Origin of the sequence: Bradyrhizobium sp. Pha-3, from assembly GCF_042258615.1 — a bacterium.
Classification (GTDB): domain Bacteria; phylum Pseudomonadota; class Alphaproteobacteria; order Rhizobiales; family Xanthobacteraceae; genus Bradyrhizobium.
Genome location: NZ_CP170152.1, coordinates 8,024,761 through 8,043,903, shown reverse-complemented (window position 1 = coordinate 8,043,903; position 19,143 = coordinate 8,024,761). Strand labels below are relative to the sequence as shown.

The following is a 19,143-nucleotide window of genomic DNA, read 5'->3' as shown; positions in this document are numbered from 1 at the left end:
AATGTGGAAAAGGGCAGCGCCAAGACTTTCGCCGCCATATGCGATTGCCCTGCCTCAAGGAGGGTTTGTGGTCGGACGGCTATGGTCTAGTCTGCGGCCATGCTTCAGGAAGCCAAAACCTACGACGAACTCTATCGCAATTTCCGCTGGGACATTCCGGCGCGCTTCAACATGGCGACCGCGTGCTGCGACCGCTATGCCGACGGCTCGGGCCGGCTCGCGCTGATCTATGTCGATGAGGATGGCGGCACCACGCGCACCTCGTTCGACGAGGTCGCGGACGCCTCGCGCCGCTTCGCCAATGTCCTGACCGCCGACGGCCTGGCGCGCGGCGACCGCGTCGCGGTGTTCCTGTCGCAATCGCTCGAACTGCCGGTCGCGCATCTCGCGGCGTTCCGCGCGGCCCTCATCTCGATCCCGCTGTTTGCGCTGTTCGGTGAGGATGCGCTCGAATTCCGCCTGTCGAATTCCGCGGCGAAAGCCGTCATCACCGATGAGGCCGGCTGGGAGAAGATCGCAAGGATCCGCGATCGCCTGCCCGATCTGAAGAGCGTCTATATCGTCGGCGAAAAGACGCCGGCGGGCACCAAGCCATTCTGGAGCGCGATCCGATCGGCATCTTCGGAATTCGCGACCGTCGACACGTCGGCCGACGATCCCGCATTGATCATCTACACGTCGGGCACCACGGGCAATCCGAAGGGCGCATTGCATGCACATCGCGTCGTGCTCGGCCATCTGCCCAATGTCGAGATGTGCCACAACTTCCTGCCGCGGCCGGGCGACCTGATGTGGACGCCGGCCGACTGGGCCTGGATCGGCGGGCTGATCAACGGCCTGTTCGCGTTCTGGTACCACGGCATTCCGATGGTCGGGCACCGCGCCCGCAAGTTCGAGCCGCAGGCGGCGATGCAGATGATGGCCGAGCTCGGCATCCGCAACGTGTTCCTGCCGCCGACTGCGCTGAAGCTGATGCGGCAGGCCAATGTGACGAATTCCGGCGTCAGGCTGCGCAGCATCTTCACCGGCGGCGAGTCGCTCGGCGGCGAATTGCTTGGCTGGGTGCGCGAGACCTTCGGCATCGATGCCCATGAGGTATTCGGGCAGACCGAATGCAATCTGGTGATCGGCAGCAATTCCAATCTGTTTCCGATCCGTCCGGGCGCGATGGGCCGCGCCACGCCGGGCTTCGACGTCCGCATCGTCAACGACAGAGGCGAGGAATTGCCGCGCGGACAGCGCGGCATCATCGGCGTGCGCCAGCCGTGCCCCTGCACCATGATCGAGTACTGGCGCAATCCGGAAGCGACGCAGAAGAAATATGCCGGCCAGTTCCTGCTGACCGGCGATCTCGGCGTGCAGGATGACGACGGCTATTTCTGGTACGTCAGCCGCGAGGACGACGTCATCACCACGGCCGGCTATCGCGTCGGCCCCTCCGAGATCGAACACACGCTGATGAAGCATCCGGCGGTCGCGATGTCGGCGGTGGTCGGCATTCCCGATCCGATCCGTACCGAATCGATCAAGGCGTGGATCGTGCTGCGTCCGGGCTACGCGCCGAGCGACGCACTGGCGCGCGAGATCCAGGAGTTCGTCAAGATCCAGCTCGCCGCCCACGAATATCCGCGCTTCGTGCAGTTCGCCGACAGCCTGCCGATGACGGCGACCGGCAAGGTGTTGCGCCGCGAGTTGCGGGCGCTGGGGTAACTCTCACCGTCGTCCCGGGCAAGCGGAGCGCGACCCGGGACCCATAACCACAGCCGTTTATTGTTGCGCGACGCTGCGGCCCCAGCGCGTTCCATCACGAAGGGCGGTGGTTATGGGTCCCTGCTTTCGCAGGGACGACGGCGGAGTATGGGACGACTGCGTCGCGATCCTCACGACGGCATCGGGATTCCCAATTCCTTCAGCGCGGCCAGCATGCGCTGCGGCGGCTGCATCGGAATCACCATGGCCTTGCCGGTCTCAAGCAGGCTTTTCAGGCTGGAGAGAATCGCCGGCCAGCCGGCGCGTCCGCCGGACAGGATGTCGTCGCTGATCGGGCGGTCATGCGATTGCAGCAAGGTCAGTTTCACGCCGTCGCCGGCCGGCTCGATCTCGTAGGTCACGAGCGTCGGCCCGAGCTTTTCGACGAGCTGCGGCCAGTTGACGTTGAAGGTGACGGTCAGCCGCTTCAGCGGATCGCACGCGATCACCTCGCCGGAGATGTGCAGCGCGCCGTCGGGCGTGCGCACGATGTAGGCGCCGCCGACCCGAAGGTCGACCTCGACCGCGTTGCCGGAGAAATATTGCCGGCTGAGCTCGGCATTCGTCAGTGCCTGCCACACTTTCTCAGGCGTGGCGGCGATGTAGATCGCATAGACGATCGCCGGTTTGAATTTCTCGATGTTCATGTCCGCACGAGTCCTTCGATAGATTTTCATTGTCACTCGAAGCCGTCGATCCCGAGCGCGGCAGGCGGGATCGTGACCGCCTTGCCGGTCTCGAGCAGGCTCTTGAGCCCGGACAGGATCGCCGGCCAGCCCTTGGAAATCCCGTCGAGCAGCTTGCTGCCGACGCCGAAGCCCTCATGCGTCACGGTCAGCTTCACGATCGCGCCATGGGGCTCGAGCGTGAAGACGACTTTGGTCGCCGGCTCCTTGCGCATCTCCTCGTCGCGCACGTGCTTGAATGTAAAGGCGAGGCGCCGCGGTGGATCGGCCTCGAGGATCTCGCCGGTGTCGGTGGTCTCGCCGCCCGTCACCAGCGCGAGCAGTGAGCCGACCTTCCAGTCCGATTTCAGCTCGGTGTCGAACCAGTACTGCCGCGTGAAGCTACTATTGGTCAGCGCATCCCACAGCTTCTCCGGCGTGGTCTCGATGTAGGTGACGTAGACGAATTCGGGCTTAGGCATGGTAGGCCTCCCTCGCGCCGCTGGTGAGCAGGTCGGCCGGCAATTCGCGTCCGGTCTCCAGGAAGCTCTTCAGGCTTGCGATCACCATCGGCCAGCCGCCGGAGATGTCGCGCAGCGTCTTCGGGCCGAGATTGTCGTGCGTCACGGTCAGCTTGACGACCCCGCCGTGCGGTTCGATGTCGAAAGTCACGCGCGAGACCTGTTCGCGCGCGTGACCTTCCTTCACCACGTCCCAGCTGTAGGCGAGCTTGCTCGGCGGATCGGCGATCAGCACTTCGCCCTGTACGGCGCGGCTGCTGTCCTTGGACAAGTGGTAGGGCGAGCCGACCTTCCAGTCCGAGCTGACCCGATAGCCGAACCAGAAGCGTTCGGTGAAGTCGCTCGATGTCAGCGCGTGCCACAGCTTCTCGGCCGTGGTCTCGATATAGGTGACGTAGACGTAATCCGGCTTACTCATCACGCTTCTCCAATTGTCTTTTCAATTCGCTAAGCGCGGCGAGCTTCCCGCGCTCGAACTTCCTGATCCACCGCTCGCCGATCTGGTGGATCGGAACCGGGTTGAGGTAGTGCAGCTTCTCGCGGCCATGCTTGATCGTGGTGACGAGGTTGGCCTCCTCGAGAATCCCAAGGTGCTTGGTGACGGCCTGACGCGTCATGTCGAGACCGTCGCAGAGCTCGCCGAGCGTCTGCCCGTTCTGATCGTGAAGCCGGTCAAGCAGCGTCCGCCGTGAGGCATCCGCGAGAGCTTTGAAGACTTCATCCATGGGTCGAATAATAGGCAACCAAATGGTTGCATGTCAAGAGCGTGTGTTTGGGCGCCGGTATCACCGTGCTAGCATTCGGCGCAGCCAACGCAGATTGGCGTGGAACTTGGGGTGGTGCGCATGGGTGGTCGCGTTACGGCGGTTTGCTGCACGTTTGTTCTTGTCCTGTTTGCGAATGCTGCGAGCGCCCAGCAGAAGATCGGCGACCCGCCCGAAGCCTCCAACATGCGGCTGGTTGGAACCAGCGACCTGCAGGCGCGCAGCGCGTATCAGCCGACCATCCATCATCAGGGCGACCGGTGGATCGCCTATATCGGCCATCACGGCGGCACCGACGACATTCCCGATCCCGTCAACCCGATGACCGGCAAGGCCGAGCCGAACGGCACCTCGATCGTCGACGTCACCGATCCCGCGCATCCGAAATATCTGCGGCACATTCCCGGCCAGGAAGGCAAGTATGAATCCGGCGGCGCGCAGATGGTGCGGATCTGCGACGGCAAGGATCTGCCGAAGGGCGATCGCAATGCGGTCTACATGCTGCGCACCTTCGGCAGCGAAGCACATGAGATATGGAACGTGGCCGATCCCGCCAATCCCGTGCTCGTCACCCGGATCGGCGGATTGAAGGACACGCACAAGAATTTCTGGGAATGCGACACCGGCATCGCCTTCCTGGTGTCGGGCGCGCCGGACTGGCGCACCCGGCGCATGACGCAGGTCTATGATCTCTCCGATCCCGCGCATCCAGAGAAGATCAGGGACTTTGGCTTGTCCGGGCAGGAGCCGGGAGCGACCGGCGCGGTGCCGACTGAACTGCACGGGCCGATCTCGACCGGGCCGAAGGGCAACCGCGTCTATTTCGGCTACGGTACCGACAAGGGCGGCTTCCTACAGATCGTCGATCGCGACAAGCTTCTGAGCGGGCCGAAGGAGCCGACGCCGGACAATCTGAAATTCCCCGAGATCGCGCGGATGCCGCTGTCGGCGATGAACGGCGCGCACACGGTATTCCCGATGCCGGGCATGCCGATCACGGAATTCGCCCACGACAAGGACGGCAAGAGCCGCGACATCGTGATGATCGTCGACGAGGCGATCCAGAACGAATGCGGCGAAGCGCGGCAAATGGTGTGGTTCGCCGACGTCACGACGGAAACGCGGCCAATGCTGATCTCGAGCTTCACCGTGCCCGAGGCCTCCGGCGCATTCTGTGAGCGCGGCGGCCGCTTCGGCTCCCATTCGTCGAACGAGAGCATGGCGCCGGTCTATTACAGGAAGCTCGCCTTCATCGCCTTCTTCAATGCCGGCGTCCGCGCGCTCGATATCCGCGATCCTTATCATCCAAAGGAGGTCGGCTACTACATTCCCGCCGTCACGGTGGCGACCGACAAACGCTGCGTCACGATCGACGGCAAGGACCGCTGCAAGGTGGCGATCCAGACCAACAATGTCGAGACCGACGAGCGCGGCTACATCTACGCGGTCGACCGCGCCAACACCGGCCTGCATATTCTCGAACTGACCGGTGCGGCGCGTGCCGTCGCCGGTCTGCCGTGAGCGGGCGATGACGCGCTCGTGGCCGGTCATCGCGGCGATGTTCCTGGCGCTCGGCGGTCTGTCGGCCGTGGCGGGCTACGAGATGGCGTCGCCGCGGGCGGCGCAATGGCGCGAGATCGCATGGCCGTTCCCGCGCGACGGCTGGCCCGCTGGCCGCGCATTCCACTGCGGCACCGCCGAGTGCGGCACCGACGTCGAGGTTTACCTCAGGCCGAAGCTCGGCTTCTGCAACTGCGACAGCGGCGTCGCCGATGACGACGAGGTCGATCGCGTTTCCGATGTCGATATGATCAGCCCGCGCTTCGTGCCGCTGAAGGCCGGCGATGTCGTCGATGTCGCCGACATGCGCGGACGGATCAGGGCGTATGATATCGAGATGCCGGAGGGCAAGCGCACCGCAATCGGCATCGCGGCCTCGCATCGCTGCGATCTCATGGCGGTGGCGGCGCAAGGCGGGGGAGATGCGGCGCGGGTGCAGGGCGCAACGTTGCAGTTTCTGGAGGCGCGAGAAATCAGAGCGTGGATGATTGCGGCCATGGAGGGGCGTTGAGCGCCGTGTGCGTCTTCCTTACCTCGCCCCGCTTGCGGGGAGAGGTCGGATCGCATCGCCAGATGCGATCCGGGTGCGGGGGTACAGGTCTAACGACGCGCACCGCCTCGCGGATGGAGCTCCGCGCCCCAACCCTCTAAGAGCGAACTTCGCTCGTCTCGACCCCGTGAAGGACGGGGAGAGGGAGCAGACCGCTTCCATGTCCGCTGCTCACGTGCATAATGACGACAACAAAGCAAACGAGCTCCCCATGTCCCTGCAAGCCTATTTCGCCTTCGTCGCCGCCTGCATTGCGCTGGCGCTGTTGCCCGGTCCGATCGTCACGATGGTGATCGCCAATGGGCTGCGCTACGGCACGCGCGCCGCGCTCACCAATGTGCTGGGTGCGCAGGTCGGGCTCGCGATCGTGATCGGCATCGTCGCCGTCGGCCTGACCTCGCTGATGGCGACGATGGGCTACTGGTTCGACTGGGTGCGCTTTGCCGGTGCCGCCTATCTGGTCTGGCTCGGCATCAAGCTGATCCGCTCGCCGGTCGAGGGCGTCGGCACCGACGATCGGCCGCCGCCGCCGCGCGGCGGCTTCTTCCTGCAGGGCTTTCTGGTGCTGCTGTCGAACCCGAAGGTCTTGGTGTTCTTCGGCGCCTTCATTCCGCAGTTCATGGACATGGACAAGCCGCACATTCCGCAGGTGGCGCTGCTCGGCGTCACCTTCATGGCGACCGCCGTGCTGACCGACGCCGCCTACGCGCTGGCGGCCGGCCGCGCCCGAAAGTTCTTCTCCAAGGAACGGACGCGGCTGATGTCGCGCATTTCAGGCGGCTTCATGATCGGCGGCGGCATCTGGCTGGCGCTGACCCGGGCGCGGTGAGCTACACCGCGATCCGCTCGACCACGTCGCGCACCAGGCCTGTCAGCAGCTCGAGCTTGTAACCCGTCATCGGCAGCGGCCTGGCTCCCGATGCCGCAAGCTCGGCTGCCTGCGCCGCGCTGGCCGCATTGGCCGGCTTTCCCTGCAGCGCCGCCGCGCTTGCCGCAAGACGCAGCGGGACCGGGGCGATGCCGCCGGCGGTGATGTGGATCTGCTGGAACGTGCCGCCGGATATCACGGCCCGCACGCAGATCTCGACCAGCGGCCATTCCGCATACGAACGGCTAATGGCGCGCTTGTAGAGCGCGCGCTCGCCGGCCAGCGGGGCAGGGAGCTCGATCCGCTCGATCCGTTCGCCCGGTGCGAGCAGATTGTCGGCCGTGCCGTTGCTGCCGTCGCCGAGCAGGTCGGTGATCGACAATCCGCTGCGCCGGTCCGTGACGATCTTCGCATCATAGGCCAGCAGCGCCATCGCCATCGTCGACGGATGCGGCGCCACGCAGGGGCCGAGATCGAACGCGACATGATAGAGATGGTTGCCCGCTCGGGCCGGACAATCGGAGCCGCCCTTCTTGAGACAGGCGATCTGCGGATTGCGAAAATACCAGCAGCGTGAACGCTGCGCGAGGTTGCCGCCGAGCGTCGCCATGTGCCGGATCTGCGGCGTGGCGAGGCCCTGCGCGGCTGCGGCGATGCCGGGATAGGCTTGCGCGAGCCGCGCGTCGGATGTGATCGCCGCGATCGCGGTCAGGGCGCCGATGCGGGCCGCGCCGTCCGCACCCCACGCCACCCCGATCGTATCGGGGCTGGCGATGAGATCGATGATCGATCCGCACGACAGGCCGCTGCGGCGGCGCTCCGACAGATCGGTGCCGGCGGCGCGGAATTCGGGCGCGGACAGCGCCTCTGCGGTTGCGACGCTCATGCGGCATCCCTCCCTTTCAGCGCGGCGACGATGCGGTCGGGCCGGATCGGAATTTCGGTGAGGCGGACGCCGATCGCGTTGTGGATCGCGTTCGCGACGGCGGCCGAGGTCGGCACCGTCGATGCCTCGCCGATGCCGACGCTGTTGCCGAGCACATGGTCGAAGCCGGCTTCGTCGAAATGGACGTCGATCTCGGGCGTGTCGGCGATACCAGGGATGCGATAATCCTCCATCCCCGCTGTGAGGACGTCGCCGCTGGTCGGATCGAGCTCGCGCGCTTCATAGAGCGCGTAGCCGAGGCCCTGGATCACCGCGCCGCAGGCCTGGCTGCGCGCCAGCGCGGGCGCGGCGATCTTTCCGACCGCGATGCCGGTATGCACGTTGAGCACGCGGACATGGCCGAGCCAGGTGTCGACCTCCACCTCGATCACCTGCACCGAGCTCGGCACGCCGGCGCCGACCGCGATGTTCGAGAAGCGGCGCATCATCCAGCCGAACACCATGCCCATCAGGCCGACTTCGCGCAGCGGCGAGCGGATGCCGGGCGCGGTGTTCTTGCCGTCTTCGCCGCGCGTTTCCGTCACCGCGATGTCGGGCGAGCGCGCGATCAGTTCGCGCCAGGGCGCATTCGAGCCGGGCGCAGGCTTTCGGGTCGCCTGTTCGAGGATCGCAGCCTTCAGTTTCCGCACCGCCTGCAGCGTCGGCGGCATCACCGAGGCGGTGACGCGGCTGCCGCCGGAGCCGGGGCCTTCGGGCAGCGATGAATCGCCGATCCGCACCTCGATGTCGCCGGGTTCGAGATCGAGCTCGCGCGCGATCGTGTCGGCAAGGACGCTGCGGGTGCCGGTGCCGATGTCCTGCGTCGCGGTGCTGGCGACGACACGGCCGCTCTTGACCGCCACCTCGACCTTCACGTTGGGCTGCCAGAGATAGAGCCAGTAGCCGGTCGCCATGCCGATGCCGCGGCGATAGCGCCCATTCTGTGCCGGCTTGCGGTTGCGCCAGAGTTCGAGCCCGGATGCCCAATCGTAGAGCCGCTGACGGTTGGGATCTGGATCCCAGCGCTTGCGCAAGGCGATCGGGTCGACGTTGAGCCGCAGCGCGGCCTCGTCGATCGCCTGCTCCACCGCGAATGCCATCGGCGGACCGCCGGGGCCACGGAAAGCCGCGCCCGGCGGCAGATTGCTGATGACGTCGAAATCCGAAAGATCCTTCGCCTCGGCCGGATAGATCAGCCGCGCCAGGCCCGCGATGGTCGAGTTGGTCGCTGCGCCCGTATCGGCATGCGCGGTGACAGAAAGTGCCTTCAGGCCGCCCTGCTCGGACGGAAGCAGCGCGACCTTCAGCTCCGCGGCCGGGCGATAGCCGGCGACGGAGAGCTCTTCCTGTCGATCGTAGGCGACCCGCACCGGCGCTTTCGCCTCGCGCGCGAGCTCGATCGCGGCGATCGTCTCCACGCCGAGGCTCGCCTTCGAGCCGAAGCCGCCGCCGACGTGCTCGGCAATGACGCGAACCTTGTCGTGATCGAGCTTGTAGCGCTTGGCGATCTGCTCCTTCAGATGAAACACCTGCTGGGTCGAGGCGTGCAAGGTCAGGCGGTCGCCGTCGAAGCGCGCCACCGCGGCATGCGGCTCGAGGCATGCGTGCTGCTGCGTGGCGGTGCGGAAGGTTGCTTCGACGAGCAGCTTGTTGTTGGCCTGGCGTGCTTCGTCGACCCAGTTGCGGGCTTTCTTGGCGCGGGTCGAGAACACCGCGGTCGGCCCGCGGATGTTCTGCTTCCATGGCGCCGGGCCACCGGCGGCCTCCGAGACATTGCCGGCCCGTTTGCGGCTCGCCTTGTCGAACACCACAGGCGCACCATCCTTGCGCCCGGCGTCGAGCCCGACCACCGCGGGCAGCCGCTCGCTGGTCAGCCTGATCGCAGCGAGTGCGGCCAGTGCGGCCTTGCGATCGCGCGCGGCGACCGCCGCAATCGGCTCGCCGACATAGCGCACGATGCGGTCGTCGCCGAGCAGCGACACGGCGGCGACGCCCACGAGCGCGCGTGCCGGAGCCAGATCGAGCGCGGTGATGCGGGCATGCGCCTCGCGCGAGCGCAGGATCACGCCTTCGAGCTGGCCGTCATGGTTGATGTCGACGGTGTACTTTGCCGCGCCCGTCACCTTGTCGCGCGCCTCGATGCGGGGGGCTGTGACATTGTCGCCGTCAAAGCGGCCGGCGCAGGCATCCGCCACCGCACGGAAGATGCCGTCATAGGCGCCGCAGCGGCAGAGATGGCCCGACAGTGCCGCGCCGATCTCCTCGCGTGACGGCACCGCCGTTCCCTTGGTCGCGCGCCAGCGGTCGCAGAACGCGGTCGCTTCCACGATGAAGCCCGGCGTGCAGAAGCCGCATTGCAGGGCATCATGCGCCATGAACGCCTTCTGCACAGGATGCAGCCCGGCGGCGCCGATGGCTTCGACCGTCGTCACCGCTTTGCCGGCCGCGGCGTGCGCCGGCATCAGGCAGCTTGCGACCGGCGTGCCGTCGACCAGCACCGTGCAGGCGCCGCAGACGCCGGCGCCGCACACGAGCTTGGTGCCGGTGAGCTTGAGCTGGTCGCGCACGATGTCGATCAAGAGCGCATCGGGATCATCGGGCAGGGATTCGACGCGGCCATTGACGGTCGTCGTGGTCATGGAGGTCCTCCAGTTGTCCTGCGTGTCGGCTTTTGCTTGATCGCCGCCTTCTTGACGGGCGGCTTTGCGGATTTCGGCACGGATTTTGGTATGGCGCCCGCGCAGAGCGTCCGCACCATGATCGCCATGTCCTTCAAAAACGCATCGGACGGCTGCATCGCCGGATACTGCGACTTCGCTGCGTACACGGACATTTCGACCAGCCGCGCGAATTCGATCGGCGAGAGGCTCTGCGGCAGCGCAAGCTGCTGCTTGCGCACGGTCCGCGCGATCGTCGCGACCATGCGCTCAGCATAGCGTGCGGCGTAGGTCTGGTAGAGGTCGCGCGCGTGCACGAGATGCTCGGAATACAATTCCTCGAGATGCGGCGAGCCGTCCAGCGACGCGATCATGGTCGACATCCGCGCGGTCATGCCCGTCGCAAGGATGTCGCCGAGATTGCCGCCCGCGGTCTCCGCCGCGGCAACGGCAATCTCCTCGGCCGCGATCGCGGATTCATGCACGCGCTCGATCACGGCGCGGAACAGCGCTTCCTTGGATTCGAAGTGATGATAGAGCGCCTGCCGCGTCAGGCCGGCCGCCTCGGCGACCTGCTCGATCGAGGAGCGGCGAAAGCCGTGCCGGCGGAAAACCAGCATGGTGGCGTCGAGAATGCGGGTTTTCGATCCCATTTGACGATTTTGACAATTTTAGGAGAACTGTCAAATCGCGATTTGGTGAGGTTGGAGCGCCGCGCCGCCCGCGCCTGTGTGAGCCGCGTCACGGATGGGCGCGCCCGGTCTGCGTAAAGCTTCATCATGCAAGGGCGAGCCTGCTCGCCCGGAGCTTGCGAGGATACGAAGATGACCCAGGTCTATTTCCATTGCTCGAATACGCGCGGAGTGTTGATGGATCGCCGCGGCACCTCGGTGACGAGCCTCGCCGAGGCCTGCGAGGCGGCGACCTCAATGATGCGCTCGCTGGTCGCGACGGTCAGTCTGGAAGATTGGCGCGACTGGGCCGTGCATGTCAGCGACGAGGACGGCGAGGAGATCGTCATCCTGCCCTTCGCATTCGTTCTCGGCAAACCGCACTGAGCGCGCGCCATGCTGTCGCTGCAGTCATTGCTACCCCTGCGCCGCGGCCTGAACGCGATCGCGACCGGTTGGCAGAATTTGATCGCGCGAATGCGCGATCCCTACCGGCCCGAACTGCACTACATGCGCGGACCCGGCCCCAAATGGCGTGCGAAGCATCCTGTCCACGCCGCGTCGGCCGGTTGAACGCCGCGATCCACTTTAGAACGATCCCAAGCAATCGCGCTGAAGGCCGGGACGCATCGTCGCAGCTTCCGGACGCGCTCGTTGCGAGATCGCAACACGATCGGCGATAAGTCCAACACTGGATGGGTTCTAATCGCCGCGCGACGGCGTGCACCTTTCATCGTGTTAGTGACGACGGGAATGGAGACTCCTTCAATCAGGTAGCGAAGTTGACTGCGACGACCAAATCCTTGCGGCGGTGGGGCGCCGTCCACAAATGGACCAGCCTGATCTGCACCTTGTTCATGCTGCTGCTCTGCATCACCGGCCTGCCGCTGATCTTCCACGACGAGATCGACGATCTCTTGCACAGCCAGGTCAAGCCGGCCGAGGCGCCGGCCGGCACGCCGCCCGCCAATCTGGATCATCTGCTCGCCAACGCGCTGGCACGGGCGCCGGGCAAAGTGCCTCATTTCCTGATCTGGGATCGCGACGAGCCCGGCGCGATCTGGGTCAGCGTCGGCCCGACGATCGACGCCGATCCGATCAACAACCTCCTGATCCGGATGGATACGCATACCGGCGCCTATCTCGATTCCCCCGACGTGACCGGCCGCTTCACCTACATCATGCTGAAGCTGCACACCGACATGTTCGCGGGCCTGCCCGGCAAGCTGTTCCTTGGATTGATGGGGATCCTGTTCTGCGTTGCGATCATCTCCGGCATCGTGGTCTACGCGCCGTCGATGCGAAAGCTGCGTTTCGGTGCCTACCGTGCGCAGCGGACCCGCGTCGTGCGCTGGCTCGACGTCCACAACCTCGCCGGCATCCTGCTGGTGGCTTGGACGCTGGTGGTCGGCTTCACCGGGGTCATCAACACTTGGGCGGACCTCGTGCTCAAGATGTGGCAATTCGGCCAGCTCGCCGAAATGACCGCGCAGTACAAGGACCGGCCGGTGCCGTCGCAGCTGACCTCGCTGAATGGGGCCGTTGAGGTCGCCAGGCATGCGGTGCCTGGAATGACGCCGAGCTTCGTCGCATTCCCGGGAACCCTGTTCAGCAGCAAGAGCCACTACGCGGTGTTCCTGCACGGCGATACGCCGCTGACCTCGCGGCTGCTGAAGCCCGCGCTGATCGATGCGGAAACCGGGACACTGACCGACAGCCGCGATATGCCCTGGTATGTGTCGACGCTCTACGTCTCGCAGCCGCTGCATTTCGGCGATTACGGCGGCATGCCGCTCAAGATCGTCTGGGCGCTGCTCGACATCCTCACCATCTTCATCCTCGTCACCGGCGTGTATCTGTGGGCGCGCCGGCGCAAGGCGGGCGTGAGCCAGGAACGCGCCATCGCCAACGCCGCCTCCATCGATCACCCCGCGCTCACGTCGTGACATCAGCATGGTCGCACATCGTTCATTGAGCCAGATATTCGCCGCTCCGCTCGTCATTGCGATCGTGAGCACGGTGGGATTGATCAGCGCGCTGGTCGGCGACGGCTGGTGGGATGCCGTCTCTTGGGTGGCGCTCGGGCTGCCTGTGCTGCTTTATCTGCTGTTCATCTGGCGGCGCCGGCCGAACTGATCGATCTCGCGCGGGTAGCCAGGTCACAGCCCGCAACCTAGCACCGGAATATGTTCATCCCGGCGGAGTCTCAACCGCGGAGATGTACGGGAAGTCGAACAAGAAATCGAGCAGGCAATCGCCGCCACGCAAATGCCTCGCGTGCGGCATCGCGCCGGCGCGAGCACCGCCGATCATCTGCCATGGCTGCATCGGCTCGGCAGCGGCGATCGAGGCGGTTCGCAAATCCCGGGTCGCGTCGGCACCGGAGAGCAAGCTCAAGACGACCTCTGCCGCGCGCTCGCCGAAAAAGCGGCGGCTACATCCACGGCGTCCCAAGACGTCCGTCCCGACGGACAGCTAGGTCGTGCATCCGGGAATTTGACGATTGGGCCGCCGGCGTCACGTCGCCGTGCGATATGCCTCCGAAGGGCAGAAGCGGACTTGCGGCCACTGGTGGCAAGCCGGCTTTCGGCCTACCGTGCTGCTTTATTGCGCTCATTGATCAGAGGTTGATTGCTGATGGAAAGCAGCAGCGCCGGGACCGACCGGGAGCGGGACAGAGACTTCCCGATAGCGATCGCGGCTATTCCGGCCTCGTTGGAGCAACGTCGGCTGGCGCTCGCTTTCATAGTCGCTGTGCTCGGCATAGCGGCAATCGTCGCGCCGTTCGCGGGGACGCAACTCCCTCGGATCGATGTTTTCGTCCCGGTGGTCCAGACAGTGCTTGCGGTCGCTGACCTCATCACTGCAGTTCTGCTCTTCTCGCAGTATACGATCCTGCCGCAGAGAGCCCTCCTGGCCGTCGCGAGCGCGTATCTCTGTAGTGCGTGGTTCGCGTTTCTGCAGACGCTGACTTTTCCCGGCGCATATGCGCCGGCAGGTCTCCTTGGCGACGGATTCAACAGCCCGGCCTGGCTGTTCATTCTTTGGCACGTGACATTCGCACTGGGAATATTGATCTACGCGCTTCTGAAGAATGACCGCGAGCCGTCGATTGAACCGCGCGCGTCGACCAGAGCGATCATCGGTCTCACCGTTCTTGGCGTGACGATTGTCGTGACCGCGTTGTCATGGATTGCGCTGGCGTGGGTCGATAAGCTGCCGGCTTTCTATGTCGGCGGCGTTATCAGGCAAACCAATCTGGGAAATCAGGCGAACGTTGGCTTGCTGCTGTGGTACGGCGTCGCTCTTGGGGTACTTCTGACACGTAGACGGACGATTCTCGATACCTGGCTGGTTGTCACCTTGGTTGCGTGGATGCCCAATTTCCTGGTGGCTGCCCTCGCCAGTTCGGTAAGATTTTCCCTGGGTTGGTACGCAGCGCGTGGTTTCGCCCTCGTTGCGAGCTTCATGCTTCTCACTGTACTGCTGACCGAGATGATGGTGCTGTACTCCCGTCTCGCCAACGCGTTCTCCTTGTTGCGTCGCGAGCGAACCAACCGGCTCATGAGCGTAGATGCTGCGACGGCCGCAATTGCACACGAGGTTCGCACCCCGCTGGGGGCAATCGCGCTGAACGCGAGCACCGCCATCGTTCAACTCCGGTCGGCATCGCCGCCGCTGCAGGAGGTGGGTGACATCCTCAAGGATATAGAAACCGACAGCCTGCGGGCGAGTGAGGTCCTTGTTGGCGTCCGCTCACTGTTCAAGGCGGCGACCGACAACAGAGGACGAGGGAATCTGGGAATGATTGCTGCAAGAGCTCTGGCGCTTTCGGAGCAGGATTTCCTGAACAACGAGGTGTCCGTTGCGACCGATATCGGAGATACCCACGTCCAAGTCGACGTCGACCAGACACAGTTGCAGCAAGTCATTCTGAACCTCATCAGGAATGCGATTGAGGCAATGGGTTCGGTTGAACCCGCTGCCCGCCGATTGAGACTGGCGACCAGAGTGGATGAGAAGTCAACGGTGGCGCTTTCCATTCAGGATGCAGGCGAAGGCATTCCGGCCGGCGATCGGGATCGCGTCTTCGATGCGTTCTTCACGACCAAGAGTTCCGGTATGGGGTTGGGGCTTGCGATAAGCCGGACCATTATTGAAAATCACGATGGAGTGCTGCGACTGATAAGATCGGGTCCGGAAGGATCAACGTTTGAAATTGCGCTCCCCAGGGCCAAAAACAACGCTCTGGCTGACCGTTCGACGCGCTAGATCAGCGCTTCCACGCGCAGCGTCGTCTCGATCTCGCCGAGGATGCGTGCCAACCGTTCGGCCCATGCCGTCTCGCCGGCCTGGTCGGCGATCAGGTCCTGGCGGATCTCGATGCCGGAATTCATCAGGCCGCGCTTCTCGCCGTGCACGGGGATCGTGTAGTCGGTCTCGTCGCTGACCGCATAGGGCTCGTTGTCGCCGACCACGAGATCGCCCTCGCTGCGCAGATGCTTCAGGAGCAGCGGCGGCAGCGCCTTGTCGCGGTGGTAGAGCGTGCCGATGTGCCAGGGACGCGCGATGCCGGCGTAGACCGGCGTGAAGCTGTGCAGCGACACCAGCACCGTCGGCATGCCCAGGCGTGCACGCTCGTCGATGATCTCGTCGATGCGCTTGTGATAGGGATCGAAGATCTGCGCGCGGCGCATCCCGGCGGCTTCGCGGGACAGGCCTTCATTGCCGGGAACGGTGGTGGCTTCGCTGATCAGCGGGATCGCGCTTGCGACAAGCGGCGGACGATTGCAGTCGATCACGAGCCGCGAGTAGCGCTGCGCGATCAGGTGCGCGCCGAGCAGGTCGGAGAGCTGGGTTGCGACGCCGGCGATGCCGATGTCCCAGGCGATATGTCGGACGAGCTCGCTTTCGGGCAGACCGAGGTCGCCGAGCGGCGAAGGAATCAGCCTGCCATAATGATCGCAAGTCAGAAGGAACGGCGAGCGGCCGCCAGGATTATGTTCAAGAACCGGTGAAACATCGGTGTTTGTCAGCAGAAAGAACGGGTCGCCGGCGTGATCCACGGGCTTTTTCCTCAACTTTGCCTATTCAAGGGGCATGCTGGTTTGGAATCGAGCAGCATTCTCTATAGATTTAGCGGCCCAAATCACGATGATTGTTTGAAGATGCCGCTACTGACTATCCATCACAAGACCGTTTATCGCTATGCGCGCCCGGTGGCGTTCGGCGAACACCGTATCATGCTGCGCCCCCGCGACGGCCATGATCTGCGCGTGCTCGACAGCGCGCTCGTGATCGATCCGCAGCCGATGTCGCTGCGCTGGATTCACGACGTGTTCGGCAACAGCGTCGCGATCGCTACCTTTGACGAGCGCGCCGACGCGCTGTCCTTTGTCTCGACCGCGACGGTGGAGCACAATGCGGCCGATACGTTCGCGCTGACGCCGGACGATACCGCCTACTTCTATCCATTCCTCTACGATGATGAGGAATTCCCCGATCTGCAGCAGTTCATCACGCCGCAATATGGCGACCCGAACGGCGAGCTGTCGGCCTGGGCGCGGCGCTTCCTGGATGTCGAGGCGCCGACACTGACGTTCAAGATCCTGAGCGACATGACGCATGGCATTCGCGAGGCGTTCAGTTATCGCAAGCGTTATGAGCAGGGCACCCAGCATCCGCTCGATACGTTGCGGACGAAGTCCGGCACCTGCCGCGACTATGCGCTGTTCATGATCGAGGCGCTGCGGCGGCTTGGCATCGCGGCGCGCTTCGTCTCCGGCTATCTCGCGATGCCCGCCGGCAGCGCGCATGGCTACGTCGGCGGCGGCTCGACCCATGCCTGGGTGCAGGTCTATCTGCCGAGCGCCGGCTGGATCGAGTTCGATCCGACCAACGGCATCATCGGCACGCGCGATCTGATCCGCGTCGCTGTGGCGCGCGATCCGCGCCAGGCGGTGCCGCTGCATGGCGTCTATCTCGGCGCCGCGGATGCTTATCTCGCCATGGACGTCGACATCAAGGTCGTCTCGGTCGGCGAGAGCGCGGCGGAGCGGGAGACGGCCTGACGATGCAGATCAAGGTCGGCTTCGAGATCACCTACACGGCCGCGCAGCCGACGCCGATGGTGATGATGCTGTCGATCCATCCGTCACGCTACGCCGATATCGTCGGCACCGAGAGCATTGCGGCCGAGCCGGATGTCCCGATCGGCTTCTATCGCGACGGTTTTGGCAATGTCTGCGGGCGTCTGGTCGCCCCCGGCGGTGGCGTCACCTTCCGCGGCAGCGCGCTGGTGCGGGATTCCGGGCTGCCCGATGTCGTCAATCCGGCGGCACAGCAGGTTCCGATCGAGCAATTGCCTGATGACATGCTGCTCTATCTGATGCCGAGCCGCTATTGCGAGACCGACAAGCTGTCCGACATTGCCTGGTCGCTGTTCGGCAACACGCCGCCGGGGTGGGCGCGGGTGCAGGCGATCACCGATTTCGTGCACCACCATGTGACGTTCGGCTACGAGCACGCCCATCACATGAAGTCGGCGCACGATGTCTATGAAGGCCGCGCCGGCGTCTGCCGCGACTTCGCGCATCTGGCGCTCACCTTCTGCCGCTGCATGGGTATTCCGGCGCGCTATTGCACCGGCTATCTCGGCGACATCGGCGTGCCGCCGGATCCCGCGCCGATGGATTTCTCCGGCTGGTTCGAGGTCTACCTGTCGGGCCAGTGGTACACCTTCGACGCCCGCCACAACACGCCGCGGATCGGCCGCATCCTGATGGCCACCGGCCGCGACGCTGCCGACGTCGCGCTCACCACGAGCTTCGGCCGCATGACGCTGACGAAGTTCGTCGTGGTGACCGATGAGGTGGTGGCGGCTTGAGGTAGTCCGTCATTGCGAGCCAACGGGTCGCGCGAATGCGCGCCCGATGACAGGCTCAGCGAAGCAATCCATCTTTGCGGCGGCATGGATTGCTTCGCTGCGCTCGCAATGACATAGAGGGCCATGACATCAGATATTCTCTTCGTCTACGGCACGCTGATGCGCGGCTTCGACCATCCGATGGCCAAGCTGCTCGCAGGCAATGCCGAGTTCCTCGGGCCGGCCCAGTGCCGCGGGCGGCTCTATCTGGTGAAGCATTATCCGGGCCTGGTCGGGTCGGACGATCCCGCCGACATCGTGCATGGCGAATTGTTCCGCCTGCGCGAGCGCGAGGCCATGCTGCGCGAATTCGACATGTACGAAGCTTGCGGCGAAGGCTTTCCGCCGCCGACCGAATATGTCCGCGAGATGCTCAAAGTCACGCGCGCCGACGGCAGCGTGAGCGAGGCGTGGACCTATCTCTACAACTGGCCGGTCACCGAGCTGCCGCGGATCGCGTCAGGAAAATTCCTCGAGCATTAGCGCTCCGGCGTAATCCGCGTACTTCGTCGTGCCCGGGCTTAGCCGTCCGAAGGACGGCGTCGCTTCCGCTCGCCTATGACCCGGGCATCCATCTCTCTTCGCAAGTGTCCTTCTTTTGATGGATTGCAGGGTCAAGCCGGCAATGACCGAAGGGGGAAGTCAGACTTCCCGCTCGACGCGAATGTCCACCTCGCGCTCGACATAGCTCCACTCCTCGGTTGCGCGCAGCATGCCGACCAACTCGTCGAACAGGGCGACATGTTCGGGCGCGAATTCGAACCAGGTCAGGAAGTCGAAGGGCATGCCGAGGTCGCGGGCGTGAAACAGCTGGCGGGCGATCGCCGGGAGGAATTTCAAGGTGCCGGCGATGTGGTGCGACTTGTCCTCGAAAATCTCGCGGCGCTCCTGCTGTGTCAGCTCCCACCACGCCGCGGATTTCCTGATCGGGATCAGCGCCGCGTGCGTCGCCTCGCTGCGGCCGAGCCCGGCCTGCACGGCGGTAAGCTTCTCGCGCTCGTCCTTCTCGGTATAGCGCAAATAGCTGGCAACGCCAGCGAGCCGCCAGGAGGTCTGCGCCGGCAACAGCGGCAGCGCAATCGACTCGCTCGCAACGATCGACAGCGCCGCGACCTTCGGCAGCGTCTCGCCCTTCACCCGCGTGATGGACGTGACCTGCCAGCCGCCGCTCTGCCCGCCTCTGAATGTCGTGAACATGGCGCTATCCAATCCCGGAAGCGGGGAGGGGGCAAGCTTGCCGTGCAGGCTCTCCACCGTGGATTCGGGGGTAGCCCGCTCGACGGAGCCG

22 protein-coding genes are annotated in these 19,143 nt (G+C 64.8%); 12 read left to right on the top strand and 10 right to left on the bottom strand.

Annotated elements, in window-relative coordinates; translation table 11 throughout:
* Window positions 1-99: 99 nt before the first annotated feature.
* Window positions 100-1,710: an acyl-CoA synthetase gene (locus ACE10Z_RS37570; RefSeq protein WP_375785199.1), complete on the top strand. Its 1,611-nt coding sequence runs from the start codon at window positions 100-102 to the stop codon at window positions 1,708-1,710.
* A 170-nt stretch (window positions 1,711-1,880) separates the two neighbouring features.
* Here ACE10Z_RS37570 and ACE10Z_RS37565 read toward each other — a convergent pair whose 3' ends face one another.
* Genes ACE10Z_RS37565 through ACE10Z_RS37550 form a run of 4 tightly spaced genes read right to left on the bottom strand, consistent with a single transcriptional unit; the run spans window position 1,881 to window position 3,660 of the window.
* Window positions 1,881-2,396 carry an SRPBCC family protein gene (locus tag ACE10Z_RS37565; protein ID WP_375785198.1) on the bottom strand — a complete coding sequence of 172 codons (516 nt, stop codon included), beginning with the start codon at window positions 2,394-2,396 and terminating at the stop codon, window positions 1,881-1,883.
* Between the two features lie 32 nt (window positions 2,397-2,428).
* On the bottom strand, window positions 2,429-2,896 hold the full coding sequence (locus ACE10Z_RS37560; protein WP_375785197.1) for an SRPBCC family protein: 468 nt from the start codon (window positions 2,894-2,896) through the stop codon (window positions 2,429-2,431).
* On the bottom strand, window positions 2,889-3,353 hold the full coding sequence (locus ACE10Z_RS37555) for an SRPBCC family protein (RefSeq protein ID WP_375785196.1): 465 nt from the start codon (window positions 3,351-3,353) through the stop codon (window positions 2,889-2,891). The genes ACE10Z_RS37560 and ACE10Z_RS37555 overlap by 8 nt, the downstream gene beginning before the upstream one ends.
* The gene (locus tag ACE10Z_RS37550; RefSeq protein WP_024581051.1) at window positions 3,346-3,660 is read right to left on the bottom strand and encodes a helix-turn-helix transcriptional regulator; all 315 of its coding nucleotides are present in this window, start codon (window positions 3,658-3,660) and stop codon (window positions 3,346-3,348) included. Before ACE10Z_RS37550 ends, ACE10Z_RS37555 begins: the two co-directional genes overlap by 8 nt.
* 120 nt (window positions 3,661-3,780) lie before the next feature.
* Between ACE10Z_RS37550 and ACE10Z_RS37545 the strand changes: the two genes are divergently transcribed.
* From ACE10Z_RS37545 to ACE10Z_RS37535, 3 genes are all read left to right on the top strand, one after another.
* Window positions 3,781-5,220: an LVIVD repeat-containing protein gene (locus ACE10Z_RS37545; protein ID WP_375785195.1), complete on the top strand. Its 1,440-nt coding sequence runs from the start codon at window positions 3,781-3,783 to the stop codon at window positions 5,218-5,220.
* 7 nt (window positions 5,221-5,227) lie between these two features.
* Entirely contained in the window at window positions 5,228-5,770 is a 543-nt protein-coding gene (locus ACE10Z_RS37540; protein ID WP_375785194.1) for a hypothetical protein, read from the top strand.
* A 250-nt stretch (window positions 5,771-6,020) separates the two neighbouring features.
* Entirely contained in the window at window positions 6,021-6,638 is a 618-nt protein-coding gene (locus ACE10Z_RS37535) for a LysE family translocator (RefSeq protein ID WP_092126760.1), read from the top strand.
* 1 nt (window position 6,639) lies between these two features.
* Here ACE10Z_RS37535 and ACE10Z_RS37530 read toward each other — a convergent pair whose 3' ends face one another.
* The 3 genes from ACE10Z_RS37530 to ACE10Z_RS37520 are packed head-to-tail and all read right to left on the bottom strand — an operon-like array spanning window position 6,640 to window position 10,912.
* The gene (locus ACE10Z_RS37530) at window positions 6,640-7,563 is read right to left on the bottom strand and encodes an FAD binding domain-containing protein (protein WP_375785193.1); all 924 of its coding nucleotides are present in this window, start codon (window positions 7,561-7,563) and stop codon (window positions 6,640-6,642) included.
* The gene (locus ACE10Z_RS37525; RefSeq protein WP_375785192.1) at window positions 7,560-10,241 is read right to left on the bottom strand and encodes a molybdopterin-dependent oxidoreductase; all 2,682 of its coding nucleotides are present in this window, start codon (window positions 10,239-10,241) and stop codon (window positions 7,560-7,562) included. Before ACE10Z_RS37525 ends, ACE10Z_RS37530 begins: the two co-directional genes overlap by 4 nt.
* Entirely contained in the window at window positions 10,238-10,912 is a 675-nt protein-coding gene (locus ACE10Z_RS37520) for a TetR/AcrR family transcriptional regulator (RefSeq protein ID WP_375785191.1), read from the bottom strand. The genes ACE10Z_RS37525 and ACE10Z_RS37520 overlap by 4 nt, the downstream gene beginning before the upstream one ends.
* A gap of 171 nt (window positions 10,913-11,083) precedes the next feature.
* On the opposite strand from ACE10Z_RS37520, the gene ACE10Z_RS37515 reads away from it, so the two are divergent.
* The 4 genes from ACE10Z_RS37515 to ACE10Z_RS37500 all read left to right on the top strand — a co-directional run bounded on the left by ACE10Z_RS37515 (window position 11,084) and on the right by ACE10Z_RS37500 (window position 13,066).
* Window positions 11,084-11,317, top strand: a complete 234-nt coding sequence (locus tag ACE10Z_RS37515) for a DUF6894 family protein (RefSeq protein ID WP_375785190.1) — start codon at window positions 11,084-11,086, stop codon at window positions 11,315-11,317.
* Window positions 11,318-11,326: 9 nt separating this feature from the next.
* Entirely contained in the window at window positions 11,327-11,503 is a 177-nt protein-coding gene (locus ACE10Z_RS37510; RefSeq protein WP_375785189.1) for a hypothetical protein, read from the top strand.
* A gap of 284 nt (window positions 11,504-11,787) precedes the next feature.
* Window positions 11,788-12,876 (top strand): PepSY-associated TM helix domain-containing protein, encoded by a 1,089-nt coding sequence (locus tag ACE10Z_RS37505; RefSeq protein WP_375790020.1) that lies wholly within the window; start codon window positions 11,788-11,790, stop codon window positions 12,874-12,876.
* A 7-nt stretch (window positions 12,877-12,883) separates the two neighbouring features.
* Window positions 12,884-13,066, top strand: coding sequence for a hypothetical protein (locus ACE10Z_RS37500; protein WP_176529339.1), 183 nt, complete (start codon window positions 12,884-12,886; stop codon window positions 13,064-13,066).
* Window positions 13,067-13,120: 54 nt separating this feature from the next.
* On the opposite strand, the gene ACE10Z_RS37495 is transcribed toward ACE10Z_RS37500, so the two are convergent.
* A complete protein-coding gene (locus tag ACE10Z_RS37495) occupies window positions 13,121-13,327 on the bottom strand; it encodes a hypothetical protein (protein WP_375785188.1) in 207 nt (68 codons plus the stop codon).
* A gap of 240 nt (window positions 13,328-13,567) precedes the next feature.
* Here ACE10Z_RS37495 and ACE10Z_RS37490 point away from each other — a divergent pair, with 240 nt between their 5' ends.
* The gene (locus ACE10Z_RS37490; protein WP_375785187.1) at window positions 13,568-15,202 is read left to right on the top strand and encodes an MASE4 domain-containing protein; all 1,635 of its coding nucleotides are present in this window, start codon (window positions 13,568-13,570) and stop codon (window positions 15,200-15,202) included.
* Here the strand turns inward: ACE10Z_RS37490 and ACE10Z_RS37485 are convergent.
* On the bottom strand, window positions 15,199-15,996 hold the full coding sequence (locus ACE10Z_RS37485; RefSeq protein ID WP_375785186.1) for an N-formylglutamate amidohydrolase: 798 nt from the start codon (window positions 15,994-15,996) through the stop codon (window positions 15,199-15,201). The genes ACE10Z_RS37490 and ACE10Z_RS37485 overlap by 4 nt on opposite strands.
* Window positions 15,997-16,098: 102 nt before the next feature.
* On the opposite strand from ACE10Z_RS37485, the gene ACE10Z_RS37480 reads away from it, so the two are divergent.
* From ACE10Z_RS37480 to ACE10Z_RS37470, 3 genes are all read left to right on the top strand, one after another.
* The gene (locus ACE10Z_RS37480; protein ID WP_375785185.1) at window positions 16,099-17,001 is read left to right on the top strand and encodes a transglutaminase N-terminal domain-containing protein; all 903 of its coding nucleotides are present in this window, start codon (window positions 16,099-16,101) and stop codon (window positions 16,999-17,001) included.
* 2 nt (window positions 17,002-17,003) lie between these two features.
* Window positions 17,004-17,816 carry a transglutaminase family protein gene (locus ACE10Z_RS37475; protein WP_375785184.1) on the top strand — a complete coding sequence of 271 codons (813 nt, stop codon included), beginning with the start codon at window positions 17,004-17,006 and terminating at the stop codon, window positions 17,814-17,816.
* Between the two features lie 123 nt (window positions 17,817-17,939).
* On the top strand, window positions 17,940-18,338 hold the full coding sequence (locus ACE10Z_RS37470; RefSeq protein WP_375785183.1) for a gamma-glutamylcyclotransferase: 399 nt from the start codon (window positions 17,940-17,942) through the stop codon (window positions 18,336-18,338).
* 159 nt (window positions 18,339-18,497) lie between these two features.
* Here ACE10Z_RS37470 and ACE10Z_RS37465 read toward each other — a convergent pair whose 3' ends face one another.
* Window positions 18,498-19,052, bottom strand: coding sequence for a chlorite dismutase family protein (locus ACE10Z_RS37465; RefSeq protein WP_375785182.1), 555 nt, complete (start codon window positions 19,050-19,052; stop codon window positions 18,498-18,500).
* Window positions 19,053-19,143 lie beyond the last annotated feature (91 nt).